The organism is Rhodococcus sp. NPDC059969 (assembly GCF_042738325.1).
GTDB lineage: Bacteria > Actinomycetota > Actinomycetes > Mycobacteriales > Mycobacteriaceae > Rhodococcus_F.
This window is the reverse complement of sequence record NZ_JBHWUF010000001.1, coordinates 548782-564818: the sequence shown is the minus strand read 5'-3', so window position 1 is coordinate 564818 and position 16037 is coordinate 548782. Positions and strand designations below refer to the sequence as shown.

At 63.3% G+C, this 16037-nt stretch carries 16 protein-coding genes; 9 read left to right on the top strand and 7 right to left on the bottom strand.

Annotated features, from left to right (window positions below):
- The first annotated feature begins 8 nt into the window (after positions 1 to 8).
- The 4 genes from ACFWAD_RS02590 to ACFWAD_RS02575 all read left to right on the top strand — a co-directional run bounded on the left by ACFWAD_RS02590 (position 9) and on the right by ACFWAD_RS02575 (position 3205).
- Entirely contained in the window at positions 9 to 821 is an 813-nt protein-coding gene (locus tag ACFWAD_RS02590; RefSeq protein ID WP_378541149.1) for an ABC transporter substrate-binding protein, read from the top strand.
- Between the two features lie 42 nt (positions 822 to 863).
- On the top strand, positions 864 to 1646 hold the full coding sequence (locus ACFWAD_RS02585) for a siderophore-interacting protein (protein ID WP_378541146.1): 783 nt from the start codon (positions 864 to 866) through the stop codon (positions 1644 to 1646).
- Between the two features lie 69 nt (positions 1647 to 1715).
- A complete protein-coding gene (locus tag ACFWAD_RS02580) occupies positions 1716 to 2243 on the top strand; it encodes a peptidylprolyl isomerase (protein WP_283305660.1) in 528 nt (175 codons plus the stop codon).
- 17 nt (positions 2244 to 2260) lie between these two features.
- A complete protein-coding gene (locus ACFWAD_RS02575) occupies positions 2261 to 3205 on the top strand; it encodes a rhomboid family intramembrane serine protease (protein WP_065351693.1) in 945 nt (314 codons plus the stop codon).
- Between the two features lie 30 nt (positions 3206 to 3235).
- Here the strand turns inward: ACFWAD_RS02575 and ACFWAD_RS02570 are convergent, their stop codons facing one another.
- Positions 3236 to 3763, bottom strand: a complete 528-nt coding sequence (locus ACFWAD_RS02570) for a lipoprotein LpqH (protein WP_378541144.1) — start codon at positions 3761 to 3763, stop codon at positions 3236 to 3238.
- A gap of 305 nt (positions 3764 to 4068) precedes the next feature.
- Here ACFWAD_RS02570 and ACFWAD_RS02565 point away from each other — a divergent pair, with 305 nt between their 5' ends.
- Positions 4069 to 5412, top strand: coding sequence for an MFS transporter (locus ACFWAD_RS02565; RefSeq protein ID WP_378541141.1), 1344 nt, complete (start codon positions 4069 to 4071; stop codon positions 5410 to 5412).
- Here ACFWAD_RS02565 and ACFWAD_RS02560 read toward each other — a convergent pair.
- Positions 5403 to 7268, bottom strand: a complete 1866-nt coding sequence (locus ACFWAD_RS02560) for a helix-turn-helix domain-containing protein (protein WP_378541139.1) — start codon at positions 7266 to 7268, stop codon at positions 5403 to 5405. The genes ACFWAD_RS02565 and ACFWAD_RS02560 overlap by 10 nt on opposite strands.
- 126 nt (positions 7269 to 7394) lie before the next feature.
- On the opposite strand from ACFWAD_RS02560, the gene ACFWAD_RS02555 reads away from it, so the two are divergent.
- Positions 7395 to 8762 (top strand): FAD-binding oxidoreductase, encoded by a 1368-nt coding sequence (locus tag ACFWAD_RS02555; protein ID WP_378541136.1) that lies wholly within the window; start codon positions 7395 to 7397, stop codon positions 8760 to 8762.
- Between the two features lie 106 nt (positions 8763 to 8868).
- Positions 8869 to 9717 (top strand): TauD/TfdA family dioxygenase, encoded by an 849-nt coding sequence (locus ACFWAD_RS02550; RefSeq protein WP_378541134.1) that lies wholly within the window; start codon positions 8869 to 8871, stop codon positions 9715 to 9717.
- Here ACFWAD_RS02550 and ACFWAD_RS02545 read toward each other — a convergent pair.
- From ACFWAD_RS02545 to crgA, 3 genes are all read right to left on the bottom strand, one after another.
- Positions 9710 to 10321, bottom strand: coding sequence for a TetR/AcrR family transcriptional regulator (locus ACFWAD_RS02545; RefSeq protein ID WP_378541131.1), 612 nt, complete (start codon positions 10319 to 10321; stop codon positions 9710 to 9712). The genes ACFWAD_RS02550 and ACFWAD_RS02545 overlap by 8 nt on opposite strands.
- A 9-nt stretch (positions 10322 to 10330) precedes the next feature.
- Positions 10331 to 10822 (bottom strand): PH domain-containing protein, encoded by a 492-nt coding sequence (locus tag ACFWAD_RS02540; protein ID WP_378541128.1) that lies wholly within the window; start codon positions 10820 to 10822, stop codon positions 10331 to 10333.
- A gap of 107 nt (positions 10823 to 10929) precedes the next feature.
- Positions 10930 to 11193, bottom strand: a complete 264-nt coding sequence (gene crgA / locus ACFWAD_RS02535; protein ID WP_003942576.1) for a cell division protein CrgA — start codon at positions 11191 to 11193, stop codon at positions 10930 to 10932.
- A gap of 102 nt (positions 11194 to 11295) precedes the next feature.
- Between crgA and ACFWAD_RS02530 the strand changes: the two genes are divergently transcribed.
- Both ACFWAD_RS02530 and ACFWAD_RS02525 read left to right on the top strand, forming a co-directional pair.
- Entirely contained in the window at positions 11296 to 12009 is a 714-nt protein-coding gene (locus tag ACFWAD_RS02530; protein ID WP_003942461.1) for a DUF881 domain-containing protein, read from the top strand.
- Positions 12010 to 12031: 22 nt separating this feature from the next.
- Positions 12032 to 12697, top strand: a complete 666-nt coding sequence (locus ACFWAD_RS02525) for an aminodeoxychorismate/anthranilate synthase component II (RefSeq protein WP_378541125.1) — start codon at positions 12032 to 12034, stop codon at positions 12695 to 12697.
- A 57-nt stretch (positions 12698 to 12754) separates the two neighbouring features.
- On the opposite strand, the gene pknB is transcribed toward ACFWAD_RS02525, so the two are convergent.
- Both pknB and ACFWAD_RS02515 read right to left on the bottom strand, forming a co-directional pair.
- Complete coding sequence (gene pknB, locus ACFWAD_RS02520) at positions 12755 to 14680, bottom strand: Stk1 family PASTA domain-containing Ser/Thr kinase (protein WP_064075272.1); 1926 nt, start codon at positions 14678 to 14680, stop codon at positions 12755 to 12757.
- Positions 14677 to 16035 (bottom strand): protein kinase, encoded by a 1359-nt coding sequence (locus ACFWAD_RS02515; protein ID WP_378541122.1) that lies wholly within the window; start codon positions 16033 to 16035, stop codon positions 14677 to 14679. Before ACFWAD_RS02515 ends, pknB begins: the two co-directional genes overlap by 4 nt.
- Positions 16036 to 16037: the final 2 nt, after the last annotated feature.

The following is a 16037-nucleotide window of genomic DNA, read 5'->3' as shown; positions in this document are numbered from 1 at the left end:
CTGGGGACGTGACCATCGAGTCGGAACCTGAACGGATCGTGACCTTGGGGAACCCGGCGTTCGAGAACGTCGTGGCGCTGGGATCGCACCCCGTGGCCGCGAGCGTGACCAACATCGACAAGCTTCCCTATCTGGCGGACTACGTGGGAAACGAGGCGCTCGACGAGTCCTTGGCTGACATCTATGCAGGGCAAGTGAATTTCGAGCGGATGCTAGCGGTCGAACCGGATCTCATCATCGCGCCTGCCTGGCCGGTTTTCACCGAGCCCGCCACGTTGGAGCGGCTCCGAACGATCGCTCCCACTTTGATATTCGACATGCAGGACACAGACAACGATTGGAGAGTCGGCGTTCAGCAGGTCGCGGATGCGTTGGGCAAAACCGAGCAGGGTGGGGAGTTGATCACCTCGGCAGTCGACGAGTTTTCGGGTGTGGCTGCGTCGAACCCAGGACTTGCGAAGCGGCCGTACTCATTCGGGCTCTACTACAAGGAGCAGATTTCGTTGGGATCAGGCGGAAACATACTGCGCCTCTTCGGAATGAAGCCGGCGGAGGACCAATCCGCGGTGGAATCGACGGGAACTCCGGTGACGTATTCGGGTGAGACCGCGGGTGACGTCGACGGTGAAGCGGTACTTCTGATGCCGTCACCACGGGATTCCATCGCGAACCTCGAACAATCGCCTTTCTGGGAGTCGAATCTGAAATCCCGCGTCGTATGGCTCAGTGATGCGCAGGGTGAGGCGATCAACAATGCGGGTGTACTTGGTAAGACGTGGCTGCCGGGAAACCTGGGTACCGCGTTGGGACAGTTGGGTTAGTCGAGCATGGACAGGGCGAGAGAATCCCGGTTACCTGCGGGCATGGTCATGACCGTTGCCTCGATTGCCGAGGTTGAACAGCGAACGGACGACACCGTTCGAGTTGTGTTGCAGTCGAGCGAATTCGGAAACCTGAGCGTTCGTGGGGCGGCGCCGGTGTTCAAGTTGTTCGTGCCTCGGGAGCCGGCGGACGAGATGATGCTCCCCACCTTGGGGTCGGACAAACTCGCGGTTCCCAGTTGGGAGGCCGACCCCCGGCGTCCGATCGGGCGTTCCTACACAGCAATCGATTTCAATCCTGGCGATCGAAGGATCACGTTCGATGTCATGGATCTCGGGAAGCCGGGTTGGTGGCTCAACCGGACGGGCGTAGGCAGTCGCGTTGGGGTGATCGGATTCAAACACGAACTCGTCCTTGTTCCGGGCGTCACTGACGTCGTTGCAGTCGGCGACAGATCTGCGCGCCCTGCTGTCGGATCCTTGACGAATCTCGCCGAACAAGTCCGAATACACAGTTTCGCGGGTCCGTCAGGCGAGCACGGATTCCCTGATATCGAGTGGGTGGACATAGTCGATCGGACCGAGGCGCAGGCAGAATCGACAATGTTGTGGATCGGCGGCGAGAAAAGCTGTGTCGCCCGCTTACGCAACCAAGCGATCGAAAACGGCCTACCGCCGTCCCGGATTGTCGCATTGCCGTACTGGTCGGCGGGGCGAACGCGCGACGAGTTCGATCATGCTCTGTACCGGCTGTACCAACGCGCAGCTGCGGACGGAATCGACATTTCCGATCCGGTCGTTGCCGCCGACATCGAACTGCAGTGACGCGTGCCCCGTCGCACGGAATTGGCAGGCTCACATCCACGAGAACGCCGGCAATGGCACGATGGTGGTGTGACTTCAACTCATCAGACCGCAACCGCAACGCTGCACACGAACCGCGGCGACATCAAGATCGCTCTGTTCGGCAACCATGCGCCGAAGACCGTCGAGAACTTCGTCGGCCTCGCCGACGGCTCGAAGGAGTACACCACCGCAAACGCCGCCGGCACCAAGACCGGCCCGTTCTACGACGGTGCCATCTTCCACCGCGTCATCGACGGCTTCATGATCCAGGGTGGCGACCCCACCGGAACCGGCACCGGCGGCCCGGGCTACAAGTTCGGTGACGAGTTCCACCCGGAACTGCAGTTCGACCGCTCCTACCTGCTGGCCATGGCCAACGCAGGCCCGGGAACCAACGGCTCGCAGTTCTTCATCACCACCGGCCCGACGCCGCACCTGAACCGTCGCCACACCATCTTCGGTGAGGTTCTCGACGACGATTCCAAGAAGGTTGTCGACGCCATCTCCTCCACCTCGGTCGATCGTGGCGATCGTCCGGTCGAGCCCGTCGTGATCAACAGCATCACCATCTCCTGAACAGGTAAAACAAGCAGATGACGAACCCCGGTTGGGGCGGCGGTGCGAGTGAGGGCATCCCGCCCCAACCGCGGTGCGTCCGCCATCCAGATCGACCTACCGCACTTTCCTGCAATCGTTGTGGACGCCCGGCGTGCCCGGACTGTCTCCGCGAGGCGGCGGTGGGATACCAATGTGTTGACTGTGTAGCTGCCGGTCAGCGTGATGTCCGCCCCGTTCGGGGCGTCGCCGGAAACACCGTGAGCCCCACCCGCGCGGTCCCGGTCGTGACGTACACCTTGATGGGGCTCAACGTCCTGGCGTTCCTCGCCACCTTCGCGCAGTCGCGAAGCATCATGAACAACCAGGTCGGATCGTCAATCTTCGCGAACTGGGCACTCAATCCCGGTCTTGTTGCCAGCGGTGACTGGTTCCGGCTCATCGGCTCCGGGTTCCTGCACTTCGGAATCCTGCACCTCGCGGTCAACATGTACGCCCTCTACATTCTGGGGCGCGACACCGAAATCGTGATGGGCCGCTCGCGGTACATCGGCATCTACCTGGTTTCGCTTCTCGGCGGTTCAGCCTCGGTGATGGCGTTTCAGCCGGTGTTCTCTTCGCTCACGGCCCTGTCCTGGACTGCCGGAGCGTCGGGTGCGATCTTCGGCATCATGGGCGCACAGGCCGTCCTTCTGCTGCGTCTGCGTCGAAGCCCGGTCCCGATCATCTCGGTGATCGCGATCAATGTGATCATCAGCATTTCGCTGCCCGGGATTTCGTTCTGGGGCCACGCGGGAGGTCTGGTGGCAGGTGCCGCAACGGCCGCTGCCTTCCTGTACGCCCCACAGTGGTTGGGCGCCGGTGAGAACCGTGTGAAAGCAGTGCGGATCGGCTGGATCGCTTTTGGTGCCGTCACCGTGGTGACGTTGGGAGTCATCGTGCTCCGCGTCGTCCAGCTGCGCGAACAGCTGGGAATCAGTTAGCAAGAATCTATGGCCCAGCCGTTCTACAGCTCAGCCGCCGATGACGGACTCGCAGGCGAACGTGATCTCGAAGCTCGACGTCTCCGTCGGGTTGCCCTTGTCCCGGGCGCCGATTCCCTCGCCCGTCACCACGAAGGTATTGCCGTCCTGCTTGGCACTGGCAGACCCGCCGGGCAGGCCCGGTGCAAATCCGGCGGTGTACGGCAGACCGTTCGATCCACCCTCACTTCCGGCGATTCCAGCAGTCTGAACCGTGCCGGATTCATCGACGATGGCCGAGACGGTCAACATGCCGTAGGTGGGATTTTCCGCGTCGAGCAGTGTCATAACTGTCGTGCCGCCGTCCTTTGCGCACTTCGTCTCGAACGTGGCGTCAAGCGCCTTCCCGCCGACGGTGACCGAGGACGTAGCGGACGAAGCGCCGGCAGCAGGTTTGTCCGAGCCAGTCTTGTCGGAGTCGCTGCCGCAGGCGGAGGCGAATAGAGCGACCGCCGCGATGGTGGCAGCGAAAGCGGTGGAGGACCGGCGGGTCATCGTGGTCCGAACCATCTTCGTCATGTTCTGTCCTTCAAGTCATGCGGTGCGTCCGCACTTGCTCTGGCTATTTCGGCGACAACACTAACCACTGACTCGGTGCTCGTAGCTCTAAACCCCCAGCTCAGACGGGTTTGTCGTCTTCGACTGTTTCAGGGGCGTTCGTCAGGCTGCTGCTGGTCGTCCTCCGGAGCGTTGGGAGTAAACGCACATGCGAGGACGGCTTCTGTAGAGATTGTCCACATAGGTTGGGCTCGGTCGTGCTTCTACTGTGGCTTGAGTCACTTCGTAGATAGCAACGCTGACCTTTTCCGAGGAGTACCCCTGCCATGACCTCCACCGATAGCACCACCACTGACGGTGGGGTTGCGCCGAGCGAGATCGAATCTCGCGTGGTGAGGAAGGTAGCGCGCCGGCTGATTCCCTTCCTGATCCTGCTCTATTTCGTGAACTATCTGGATCGTACGAACATTGCTTTCGCGAAGCTCACCATGAGCGCCGACCTCGGGATGACCGAGACGATGTTCGGGCTCGCCTCCGGACTCTTCTTTGTCGGCTACCTGCTGTTCGAGGTGCCGAGCAACCTGGCCCTGCACCGCTTCGGCGCCCGGCTGTGGATCGCACGCATCATGCTCACCTGGGGCATCCTCGCCGCTGCGCTCGCATTCGTGCCGAATGTCGGCAGCCTCTACTTCCTGCGCATCCTGCTTGGCATCGCCGAGGCCGGCTTCTTCCCCGGAGTTCTTCTCTACCTGACCTTCTGGTTCCCGAAGAAGTACCGCGTACGCCTGATGGGCCTGTTCCTGCTGACTCTTCCGCTCTCGTCGGCGCTCGGCGCCCCACTCTCGGCCGCCATCATCCAGTACGGCGACGGTCTGTTCGGCCTGGCCGGATGGCGCGTGATGTACCTGATCGAGGGTCTGCCCGCCGTGATCTTGGCGTTCGTCGTCTGGTTCTACCTCACCGATCGTCCCGCCGACGCAAAGTGGTTGACCCTCGAGGAGCGCACGTGGCTGATGAAGTCGATGGCCGACGAGGAAAAAGAACTCGGCGACGCCGGTCACCAGTCTGCCGGTAAGACCTTGCGCGATCCCCGCGTCATCGGTTTCGGTCTGGTCTACTTCGGAATCACTTACGGCCTCTACGCTTTGAGCTTCTTCCTGCCCAGCATCGTCGCGGGATTCAAGCAGACTTTCAACACCGATTTCTCGCTCGTCGAGACCGGGCTGATCGTGGCGGTCCCCTACGCGATCGGCGCCGTCGCGATGGTGCTGTGGAGCCGCCATTCCGACAAGACCGGTGAACGAATGTGGCACGTCGCAGCTCCGACGCTCTTGGGTGCGGTGTCCATTCCGATTGCGCTGTATCTGGATTCACCGTTCACCGTCATGATTGCGGTCTCGCTCACCGCTGTCGGCGTCCTCTGCGCTCTCCCCGTCTTCTGGTACCTGCCCACCACGTTCCTGACGGGTGCCAGTGCGGCCGCGGGTATCGCGATGATCAACTCGATCGGCAATGCGTCGGGCTTCGGTGCTCCGTACATCACCGGCTGGCTCACCGATGTGACCGGAAATGCCAAGGCAGGTCTGTGGGTGGTGGGCGCCGTGATGCTCTGTGCCGCAATCCTTGTAGTGGTGCTGGCGAAGCGATCGAGCAAGTCTGCTCAGATCTGACCGAGTTTCCCCGCACTGGCACGCAGCCGGATCAGGAGCGCAAGATCGAGCGCCTGGTCCGGCTGACGCCACTGTGTTCCGATTAACCTGTCGATGGACTCGAGGCGTTGGTACAGGGTGTTGGCGTGAATCGCGAGCGCGGCGGCAGTGGCGGAGTGCTTGCAATTGTGGGAGAGGTACGACGCCAGGGTGTCCAATAATGGAACCCCGCGTCGTTGCTCCTCCTCGAGGAGGGGGCCGAGGGAACGCTGCGTCAGTGCTTCGAGTTCGTCGCGGCCGGTGCGGCTGAGGAGAATTCGGTAGATGCCGAGTGAACTTGCCGGTTCCACGTGTGAGGCCCGTCCGAGCGTCTCGAGGACGTCGACGGTGTGCTGCGCCTCGACATAGGCCCGAGCCAGTCCTTCTGCTCCAACGGCCGGATCGGCAATTCCGACGGTCGGATTCTTCGCCGGCTGCACCCACGCTGCCGCAACCTCTGTTGGTGACATTCCGGGAATCAGGGCAATGACCCGTGAACCATGCTCGGCAACAACGGTTCCCGACGGAAAAGCAATTTCCTCGATGCTACGACGCGTCCGGTCGACGGCATCGGCCGGGCGGGCCACCACGACGGTGTACGAGCGGTCGGGGTTGAGTCCGGCCAGGCGGAACTGCCCGGTGACTTCGGCCGGCGTCGGCGCAGGCCTGGTGATCAGATCGACGAGGAACGCGTCGCGTGCTCGGCGGGTGGCTTCCCTGGCTGCCCTTTCGCCGACCAGCGCCAGCGCAATGGCCGGAGCAGACCTTTCGAGTGCCAACCTCATGGCGGCGGTGGGTTCCCGGCGTGCGAGCAGGAACAGAATTCCGAGCTGGTCACCGGCACTGCGGACTTCGGTGGCGAACAGGAACTGCTCACCGACGATGAGCGTCACCTCCTGCTCGCGTCGGTCAGCGGCAAGGATGTCGAAGACCCGATGCACGCTCTCGCTCACCCGTTGCAACCCTGGCGGGATCTCGGATGTTCCGGTCACGAAGAACACCGGTGAACCCGTCGACGCCGAGGTTTCCTCCACGAGTTCGCGCACACCACCGCCGCGCAGGACAACCTGAGTGAGCGAACGATCCCAAGTCAGGGTTTGTTCGAGAAGTGCTGTGCGCTCGGCAAGTTCGGTGTTCGCTGCATTCACTTCTGCAACCGTCGCGCGATAGCGTTCGAGAGAGCGGGCATTCTCGATCGCCACCGAGGCATGAGCTGCGAGTGCGGACAGCAACGCAACTTCTTCATTGCCGAATCGACGCTCTTGACGCTTACAGGCGCACAGCGCACCCAAGATCTTGCCGTTCAATGTCAGTGGCACAGCCAGCAGGCCGCGCATGTTCTCGGCTCGCGCTGCGTCGTCGGCGGGCCCGATGTGTGCAAACGAGGGATCGTTTCGGTAGTCGGAAGACCAAGCAGGAGAAGAGTTCTCGACCACTCGACCGATCAGACCTTCGCGGAACGGAACCGTGAGGCCGAGCAGTTGGGACGTGTACGCACCGCTCGTGACTTCGATGATCAAGATGTCGTCATGAATGAGAGCAAGGTACGAAAGGTCGACGCCGAGTAGTCGTTTGGCCTGATCCACGATCTCCTGCAGGAGGGCGTGGTGATCGTGCATCGTGGTCAGCAGCGACGCGATGTCGTTGAGTGCCCCCAGTTCGGTGGCGCGCTGTCGTCGCTGAGCCAGGAGACTTCGTAGTTGAAGCGCCGATCGGGCTTCTCGCTCGATCTCGGCGGCGACCTCGGGGCCTGACCCAGCGACCAACTGATCGCGGTGTTCGATCAGTTCCTCGGTGGATGCCTCGGCCAGGAGAAGCTGTAGCCAGTTCTCGTGCATCCGCACTCCCTTGTCAGGCCAACTTGTCAGGCCAACGATGAATATGGAGAGAATGTCCATACAGTTTCCGGTTTCTCGGAGTAAATCTACATGGGGTGGTGTAGCGGCCGTCACTATCGTGGAGACATGACACTCCTCGAGGCGCTCGGCTCGCAGATCGATGCGGATCGACTGATCACCGACCCCGACATCATGGCGAGCTACATCCACGACGACGCCGAGTGGGCTCCGTACGAGATGCCGGTCGCCGTGGTCCGTCCGCGCACAGCCGAGCAGGTACAGACAGTTGTGCAGGCATGTATCGCCCACGGTGCGCCCGTCGTCACGCGCGGCGCTGGCACCGGCCTGTCGGGCGGAGCCAACGCGGTCGACGGTGGCGTCGTGATCGCCTTCGACGCGATGAATGCCATCAAAGAGATCAACACCCTCGAGCGTTTGGCTGTGGTCGAACCCGGAGTGGTCAATGATCATCTCCGCGACGCCTGCGCTGAGCACGGACTCTGGTACCCACCCGATCCGGCCAGCGCGCCTTGGTCGACGATCGGCGGCAACGTCGCGACCAATGCCGGCGGCCTGTGCTGCGTCAAGTACGGCGTCACCAAGGATTACGTGCTGGGCATGCAGGTGGTCACCGGAACCGGCGAGCTGGTTCGGCTCGGGCGTCGAACTGCCAAGGGCGTGGCCGGGTTCGATCTCTCGGCGCTCATGGTCGGCTCCGAAGGAACTCTCGGTGTGATCACCGAGGTGACCGTCAAACTTCGTCCTCAGCGCGATCCCGAACGCACCATCGTCGGGTACTTCGACTCCATCGTCGCTGCGGGCAAGGCTGTCGAAGCTGTAGCCGCCGACGGTCTCACGCCGTCGGCCCTCGAGTTGATCGATCGACAGTGCCTGCTTGCCGTCGATGCCTGGAAGAACATGGGCCTCTCGGCCGACGCCGAGGTGGTCCTGCTCGGCCGCATCGACACACCCGGCGAGATCGGCGACGCCGAGGCCGAGCGAATGTTGGCCTGTTTCAACCGCTCCGGGGCAACCTGGAGTGCCAGGTCCACCGACCAGGAGGAAGCCGACGCCCTGTTCTCCGCCCGGCGTCTGGCGTACCCCGCCCTCGAGCGGCTCGGCCCGGTGCTCACCGAGGACATCTGTGTTCCCAAGGCTGCGGTCCCGGAAATGTTGGCGCGCATCGAGGCCATCTCGGCCCGCCACGACACGCACATCGCGAACATCGCGCACGCGGGTGACGGCAACCTGCATCCGCTGCTGATCACGCCACACGACGACGAAGCGGCACGTCGACGCGCTCAGGCCGCTTTTGCCGAGATCATCGACAACGCCCTCGAACTGGGTGGAACGGTCACCGGCGAACACGGAGTCGGCCTGCTGAAGATGGGCGGCCTGGCACAAGAACTGTCACCGGCGGTTGTTGCGATGCATCATGCAATCAAGGGCGCCCTCGACCCGCACGGAATCATGAACCCCGGCAAGGTGATTTGAAGATCCGGCTCCGTAACCGAATCGGTTTCCGGAGTTACACCGCCGAAACGGCGAGTCCCTACGCTGAGTTGAACCACTTGGTTCAACTCGATGTAAGGAGTCACGGATGTTCTCTTCCGACTTGAAGCAGGCAAGTGTTGTTCCCCGGCGCGTGAACACGGTCGAGGCCGTCCGGGCTGCGATCGCACTCGACGGTGCCGCGGTTTACGGCGGGCTGCACACCGAGGAGGACGCGATTGCCTTTGCGTCGAAGTTGCTCGGTGAGAAGTACATTCGCGTCGGCCGACAGTTCGAGGCAAGCGCAAGGAGTCAGGATGCCGAGGCCGCCGTCGTCGACACCCAACCGGTGGACGAACGCGGCAGGAAGCGCTCGTTCGGCATCTCCGGCGAGCGGATGACTGCCCACAACGACGGTTTTGCGTTCGGTGACTACGCGCCCGACTATCTGTTTCTGTGGTGCAAGCGTCCGGCGTATCCGAGTGGCGGCGACTCGTTTCTCATCGATGCGCTCAAACTGACGCGGTTGCTCGCCTTCGATCCCGCAACCGCTGAATTGGCCGAATTCTGTTGGAGCACAGACATCGACCATTCGGAACCGAACTTCCCGCAGAACACATTTGCGCCGATCGCCAGGACGGTGCCGAGTGGACGCAACCAGGTTCGCTATCACCCGTACCTCGCGCCGATCGCCGGTGAATCGGAAGTAGCGCAGTGGCCGCTGGTGAAGCAGTGGAGTGAGGCTGTGATTCACGTACGCGACAGCGGTCCGATGTTCCGCGCCGAAGCCGGCGAGATGATCTGCATCGACAACTACCGGGTACTGCACGGCCGCGACGGATACACCGACCCCGGCCGTGAGCTGTACTCGATCTGGGGATGGTCGAGTGACGCCGTGGCAGTGCCGCAGCAGGCTCTCGACATCGTGCAACCAGACCTGGCGGCGCTCGCTATGTAATCGGCCTCGCCGCAGAATGCACGGTGGCAACAATCGATTCCGTCAGATGCCGGGCGGCACGGTCGACCACTGCACGGTCGCCGCCACCGATCAGAGTCATCTGGAAACCGCGCCAGGCGGCGACGATCTCGTGTCCGAGAGTTTCGGCAAGCTCGGCGTCGACGCCGGTTTCGGCTATGGCGCGAGCAGTTTCGTCGGCCCATTCGTTGGCAACGCCCTCGAGGAGCGGGCGGTACTGCTCCGAGTCGAATGCGGCCACACCGAAGAGTTCGAAGAAGAGCCGATGGTAGGCAACAAGTTCGGGGTCGGCGAGGATGCCCCACGCGTCGTGTAGACGGTCCGCGATGGGGATCTCGGAATCGCGGATCAGATCGAGGAGGTGGGCGATCCCGGGAAAGCGAAGCCCGGCGCGGCGCAGTGCCTCGAGGAGCAGTCCGGCCTTGCTCCCGAAGTAGTACAGAAGCATCCGATTGTTGGAACCGAGTGCGCGGCTGAGCCCCCGAAGCGTTGCCGAGGAGACGCCGAACTCGAGGACGTAGTCGGCGGCGAGGTCGAGAAGGCGGTCGCGTTCTGAACCGCTTTGCGACCCGGGTGGACTACTCACCGCTCGACCCTACTTCTCGGGCGGCACCAAACCGTGGACAGCGAGCACGTCGAGGACGTCCTCCGGCGAGGTACCGAGATCCCAGCGTCCGAAGATCAACAGCTTCTCGGTGTCGGTGGGCCGGTCGACGATGTCGATCTCGAGCATCGGGACGCGTCGACCCAGACGCGGGTAGCGGACAAGCCGCACGCGGTCGATCTGTTCGCGAGTGAACGTGTGCCGGGCGCGCAGTCGCTGCACCGCGATCGACTTGGCTCCCGCGTCTTCGATCACGGCCAGGCGGGGACGCTGACGCAGGGCGAGGCCGCCCATCACGAACAGCCCGATCACCGCGAGGGCGAGCAGGAAGCGTCCGGCCGGCTCCGTGGGCGCGACGATCGAGGCGATCGCGAGGGCAATTCCGCCGCCGAACATCGCGTAGACAACACCCATTGGAGTGGCCCACGAGACGACCTCCGGGGCGTTGTCACGAGGCTGTGGATGAAATTCATCCTCGAGCATGTGGATAACTTCCTAGGTTGTCCACAGGAGTTATCCACAATGGGGATGAATGACACCCATGTAATTGAAAGACGGTCACGATCCGGGTCGAATCAGATACTCGCTGGTCAGCGCCATCTCATGGTCATGACAAGGCCGACAACCATGAAACCGAAGCCGACGAGGAAGTTATAGTTTCCCAAGTCGTTCATCCACGTGATCGAATCCGCGGCCAAGTAGTACACAATCAACCACGCCAGGCCGACAAGCATGAATCCGAGCATCACGGAGACGTACAACGTGCTCGACGGACCCATCTTCACCTTCACCGGAGTGCGGTTTGCCGGGTTGACTGTGTAGTCGTTCTTCTTACGGACCTTCGACTTGGGCATGACGTCCTCGCTCTACGGTGTGACCTGCATGTGTTACCTACACGCTAACGTAGCTGTGTCCAGTTGGTCACCGGCCGACCTGCACAATCCGGGAGGAGCCACGTGTCTTCGGGTGAATCTTCACGAACCGTCTGGCACATCGGTGTACTTGCCGTCTGCCTGGTAGCCGGTCTGATGGTCGCCACGGCGCAGCGATCCGCCGAGGAAAATCAGCTCCAGGTCACCGAAAGCACCAGGCTCTCCGATCTGGTTCGCAGCGCCCAGGCCAATGCCGAAAAAGTTTCGGCCGACCGGGACGAACTTGCTGCTCAGCTCGATTCGCTGCAGCAAGACGCCGCTCGGTCCGACGCCGGAGTGGCCGCAGCTCTCGGTGATATCAAGAACATCTCCGCCGACGCGGGACTGACGGAGATGACCGGCCCTGGTGTCGTGGTCACGATGACGGACGCCCCGCGCAACGCCGACGGCAAGTATCCGGTCGACGCCACCCCGGACGACCTCGTCGTGCATCAGCAGGACGTCCAGAGCGTCCTGAACGCGCTGTGGGCGGGCGGTGCCGAAGCGGTGGGCATGCAGGACCAACGGATCATCAGTACGTCGGCGCCGCGGTGCATCGGAAACACTCTCCTTCTGCACGGCCGTACCTACAGTCCGCCGTACGTGATGAGTGCCATCGGCGACGTTGCTCGCCTCGAGGCGGCCCTCGCTGCCGAACCGGGCATTCGGATCTACAAGCAGTACGCGACCCGCTTCGGCCTCGGGTACACGCAGGCGACGCCGTCGCAGATCACGGTCCCCGCCTATACCGGCGGATAGCACGGGCGTTTACCCTGCTCTCATGAGGATTCTCGTCGTCGACAACTACGACAGCTTTGTGTTCAACCTGGTGCAGTACCTCGGCCAGCTCGGAACCGAAGCCGTGGTCTGGCGCAACGACGATCCACAACTGACGGCCGACCTCGAAGGTGCAGTAGCTCAGTTCGACGGCATTCTCCTGAGCCCGGGCCCCGGAACTCCACAGCGCGCGGGAGCGACAATGGATCTGGTGAAGGTCTGCGCCGACACCAAGACCCCGCTGCTCGGCGTCTGTCTCGGACATCAGGCGATCGGTGCGGCCTTCGGCGGAACCGTCGACCGCGCTCCCGAACTGCTTCACGGCAAGACGAGTCTGGTGCACCACAAGGACGTCGGCGTCCTGGCCGGACTGCCCGATCCGTTCACCGCTACCCGCTACCACTCTCTGACGGTTCTCGAGAACACCATTCCCGAGGAACTCGAGGTGACCGCACACACCGAGAGCGGCGTCGTGATGGCGATGCGTCACCGCGAACTGCCGATTCACGGCGTCCAGTTCCACCCCGAGTCCGTACTCACTCAGGGTGGGCACCGGATGCTCGCGAACTGGCTCGCAGTCTGCGGTGAGGCGCCTCCGGAAGGACTCGTCGCAGCCCTCGAGGCCGAGGTCGCGTCGGCGCTCGGTGGCGCATTACCCGCAATTCTCTGACACCTGTCCACAAAAAAGTGCCTCCCGGAAATCTCCGGGAGGCACTTTTTCACTTTGCTAGCGGCCGGGGATTCCGAGCGCTCCGACGCTGACGGTGATGACCGCGTCCTTGGAGATCTCCGAGCCCGGAGGCTGGGTCTGCGAGACGATCTTGCCCACCATTTCCGGGGTGAGCGTCGTGCTCTGGTTCTGCACCAGCTGCGAAGCGGTTCCCGCCCAACCGGCTGCGCGAAGCGTGCTCAACGCCTCCGACACCGTCTTGTTGGTCAGATCAGGCATCGCGACCTGGTTGCCGTTGGACACTCGTAGGGTCACGGTCGAACCCTTGGTGGCCGACGTACCGCCGGTCGGGTCGGTCGAAACGACCTGTCCCTTCGGCAGACCCGAATCGATCTCCGTGATCTGGACGACGAACCCGGCGCCTTCGATGTTGGGCCTCGCCACCTCTTCACGCTGACCGGTGACATCCGGGACACGAACCTGCTCCGGACCGGTGCCGACGGTGATCGAGACCGCGGAATCGAGAACAACCGACACTCCGACGGCAGGATCCTGATTGACGATCTTGTCGACCTCGGCAATGGTCGACGCGGCCTTGCCGATGGTCGGATCAAGTCGGAGTCCGACGGAGTTGAGCTTCTTCTCTGCGTCGTCCTGGCTCAGGCCGGTCAGGCGCGGGATAGCGACCTGCTCGGGGCCGGTGGACACGTCGATGGTGACGGTGCTGCCCTTCTCGATGCGCACCCCGGCAACCGGACGCGTCGTGATGACGTTTCCGGCGGCGATCACCTTGTCCGTCTTCTGCTGACGCTCCACCTGGAATCCGGCGTTTGTCAGCGTCGCCTCGGCGACGTCGGCGGGCTGGTTGGTGAGGTCACCCGGAACGGTCACCATCTCGACCTTCGGCGAGTTCACCCGAATGAGGAAGAACGTCACCAGACCGATCACCAGAAGCGCCGCGATGCCCATCAGGGCGTAGCGTCCGCCCTTCTTCTTGGCAGGCGGCTCGGCAGCGCGAGTTGTCCTCGTAGCAACCGGCTCGACCGGATCAGGCGCAGTGCGGTAGTTCCCGGTGTCGGAGCCGACGGCGCCGAGGATGGTGGTGCGGTCCTCGTCGTTCATCACCATCGGAGCACTCGGACGCTGACCGCCCAGGACACGCACCAAGTCGCTGCGCATGTCGCCGGCGCTCTGGTAGCGGTTGGCCGGGTTCTTGCTCATCGCCTTGAGAATGATCGAATCCAGCTCGCGCGGAATGTCGGGATTGATCTCCGACGGCGTCTGCGGATCTTCACGAACATGCTGGTACGCGACGGCGACGGGTGAATCACCCTTGAACGGCGGCTCGCCCGTCAGAATCTCGAACAGCACACAACCGAGCGAGTAGACGTCCGAACGCGCGTCCACCTGCTCACCGCGCGCCTGCTCCGGCGACAGGTACTGAGCGGTGCCGATCACGGCCGCCGTCTGCGTCATCGGGCTCGACGCGTCGGAGATCGCGCGGGCGATACCGAAGTCCATCACCTTCACGGCACCGGCACGGTTGATCATGATGTTGGCGGGCTTGACGTCGCGGTGCACGATGCCGTTGCGGTGGCTGAAGTCCAAAGCGGCGCAGACGTCCGCGATCACTTCCATCGCCTTGCGCGGAGTCATCGGCCCGGTGCTGCGCACGATGTCACGCAACGTGTCGCCGTCGACGTACTCCATGACGATGTACGGCAACGGCCCGGCGTCGGTCTCGGCTTCACCGGTGTCGTAGACGGCAACGATTGCGGGATGGTTCAGCGCAGCAGCATTCTGCGCCTCACGACGGAACCGCAAGTAGAACGTGGGGTCGCGCGCGAGGTCTGCACGCAGCACCTTGATCGCGACGTCGCGGCTGAGTCGGAGGTCGCGCGCCAGGTGAACCTCGGACATTCCGCCGAAGCCGAGAATCTCACCCAGCTCGTAGCGGGAGGAGAGATTGCGGGGTGTCGTCATTGGTCTTGTCCTAGCGGTTCTTCAGCGTCTCCGGGATCCGCCAACGGCTCAGTGGTCGTTGTGGTCGTCGTTGTCGTCGTGGTGGTGGTTGTGGTCGTCGGAGTGGTTGTTGTCGTGGTCGGCGTTGTCGTGGTGGTTGTCGGCTCGGTCGTGGTTGTCGTCGGCCGAGTCGTCGTTGTGGTCGGCTCGGTCGTCGTCGTTGTTGGCCGAGTTGTTGTCGTGGTGGGCTTGGGCGTCGTCGTAGTCGGCAACGTCGTGGACGTGACGACGGGCGGTGTCGGGTCGCTCGGACCGTCCGTCGCGATCCAGACTCCGCCGATGATCAACGCCAACAAGATCAATCCGCCACCGGCCCACGCCACGGCCTTCTGCCCACTGGTCAGTCCGCCGGCTGCGGCGTCGTCCGCAGCAGCTGCGCCCGTAGCCGGGCCCGCGTACGTCGGCGGCATGACCTGTGTGGCACCCGTCGCCGGCAACGCGCTCGCGGCGCCGGTGGCGAGCAGACCGGGAGGCGGTGGACGCCGACCCGCGCGGACGGCTGCAACGGCGTCGGCGAACTCGCCGCCACTGGCGTAGCGGCCGGCCGGGTCCTTGGTCAACGTGATGTCGATGAGCTCGCGGATGTTCGGCGGCAGGTCGGACGGCATCGGCGCCGGGGTTTCCTGCACGTGCTTCATCGCGACGGTCAGCGCGCCGTCACCGGTGAACGGGCGTCGACCCGAAAGTGCTTCGTATCCGACGATTCCCAGCGAGTACACGTCACTCGCCGCGGTCGCGTCCTGACCGAGAGCCTGCTCGGGCGCGATGTACTGGGCAGTGCCCATCACCATTCCCGTACGCGTGACAGGTGAGTTCTCGACGGCCTTGGCGATGCCGAAGTCCGTGATCTTCACCTGGCCCGTCGGCGTGATGAGGATGTTGCCCGGCTTCACGTCGCGGTGCACGACACCGGCGTCGTGTGCGACCTGCAGGGCGCGGCCGGTCTGCTCGAGCATGTCGAGGGCATGCGGAACCGCCAGGCGGCCGACGCGTGCCAGGACAGCGTTGAGCGGCTCGCCGTTGACGAGTTCCATCACCAGGTACGCCGTGGAATCGCCCGAGCTGTCACGGGTCTCGCCGTAGTCGTAGATTCCGGCGATACCGGGATGGTTGAGCTGCGCGGTGGTGCGTGCCTCGAAGCGGAAGCGCTCCAAGAACTCCGGATCGGAAGAGAACTCGGACTTGAGTACCTTGACGGCGACGCGACGGTTGAGCCGGGAGTCCGTGGCTTCCCACACCTGACCCATCCCACCGGTGGCGATGAGACGGATCAATCGGTAACGATCGGCGATCAAAGCGCCGTTGTTCAACGCCACGG

What these genes read in the sequence shown, in the direction of transcription:
- ACFWAD_RS02585 (WP_378541146.1), top strand. Translation starts at nt 864, where the DNA reads ATGGTCATGACCGTTGCCTCGATTGCCGAGGTTGAACAGCGAACGGAC.
- ACFWAD_RS02575 (WP_065351693.1), top strand. Translation starts at nt 2,261, where the DNA reads ATGACGAACCCCGGTTGGGGCGGCGGTGCGAGTGAGGGCATCCCGCCC.
- ACFWAD_RS02570 (WP_378541144.1), bottom strand. Translation starts at nt 3,763, where the DNA reads ATGACGAAGATGGTTCGGACCACGATGACCCGCCGGTCCTCCACCGCT.
- ACFWAD_RS02565 (WP_378541141.1), top strand. Translation starts at nt 4,069, where the DNA reads ATGACCTCCACCGATAGCACCACCACTGACGGTGGGGTTGCGCCGAGC.
- ACFWAD_RS02560 (WP_378541139.1), bottom strand. Translation starts at nt 7,268, where the DNA reads ATGCACGAGAACTGGCTACAGCTTCTCCTGGCCGAGGCATCCACCGAG.
- ACFWAD_RS02555 (WP_378541136.1), top strand. Translation starts at nt 7,395, where the DNA reads ATGACACTCCTCGAGGCGCTCGGCTCGCAGATCGATGCGGATCGACTG.
- ACFWAD_RS02550 (WP_378541134.1), top strand. Translation starts at nt 8,869, where the DNA reads ATGTTCTCTTCCGACTTGAAGCAGGCAAGTGTTGTTCCCCGGCGCGTG.
- ACFWAD_RS02540 (WP_378541128.1), bottom strand. Translation starts at nt 10,822, where the DNA reads ATGCTCGAGGATGAATTTCATCCACAGCCTCGTGACAACGCCCCGGAG.
- crgA (WP_003942576.1), bottom strand. Translation starts at nt 11,193, where the DNA reads ATGCCCAAGTCGAAGGTCCGTAAGAAGAACGACTACACAGTCAACCCG.
- ACFWAD_RS02525 (WP_378541125.1), top strand. Translation starts at nt 12,032, where the DNA reads ATGAGGATTCTCGTCGTCGACAACTACGACAGCTTTGTGTTCAACCTG.
- pknB (WP_064075272.1), bottom strand. Translation starts at nt 14,680, where the DNA reads ATGACGACACCCCGCAATCTCTCCTCCCGCTACGAGCTGGGTGAGATT.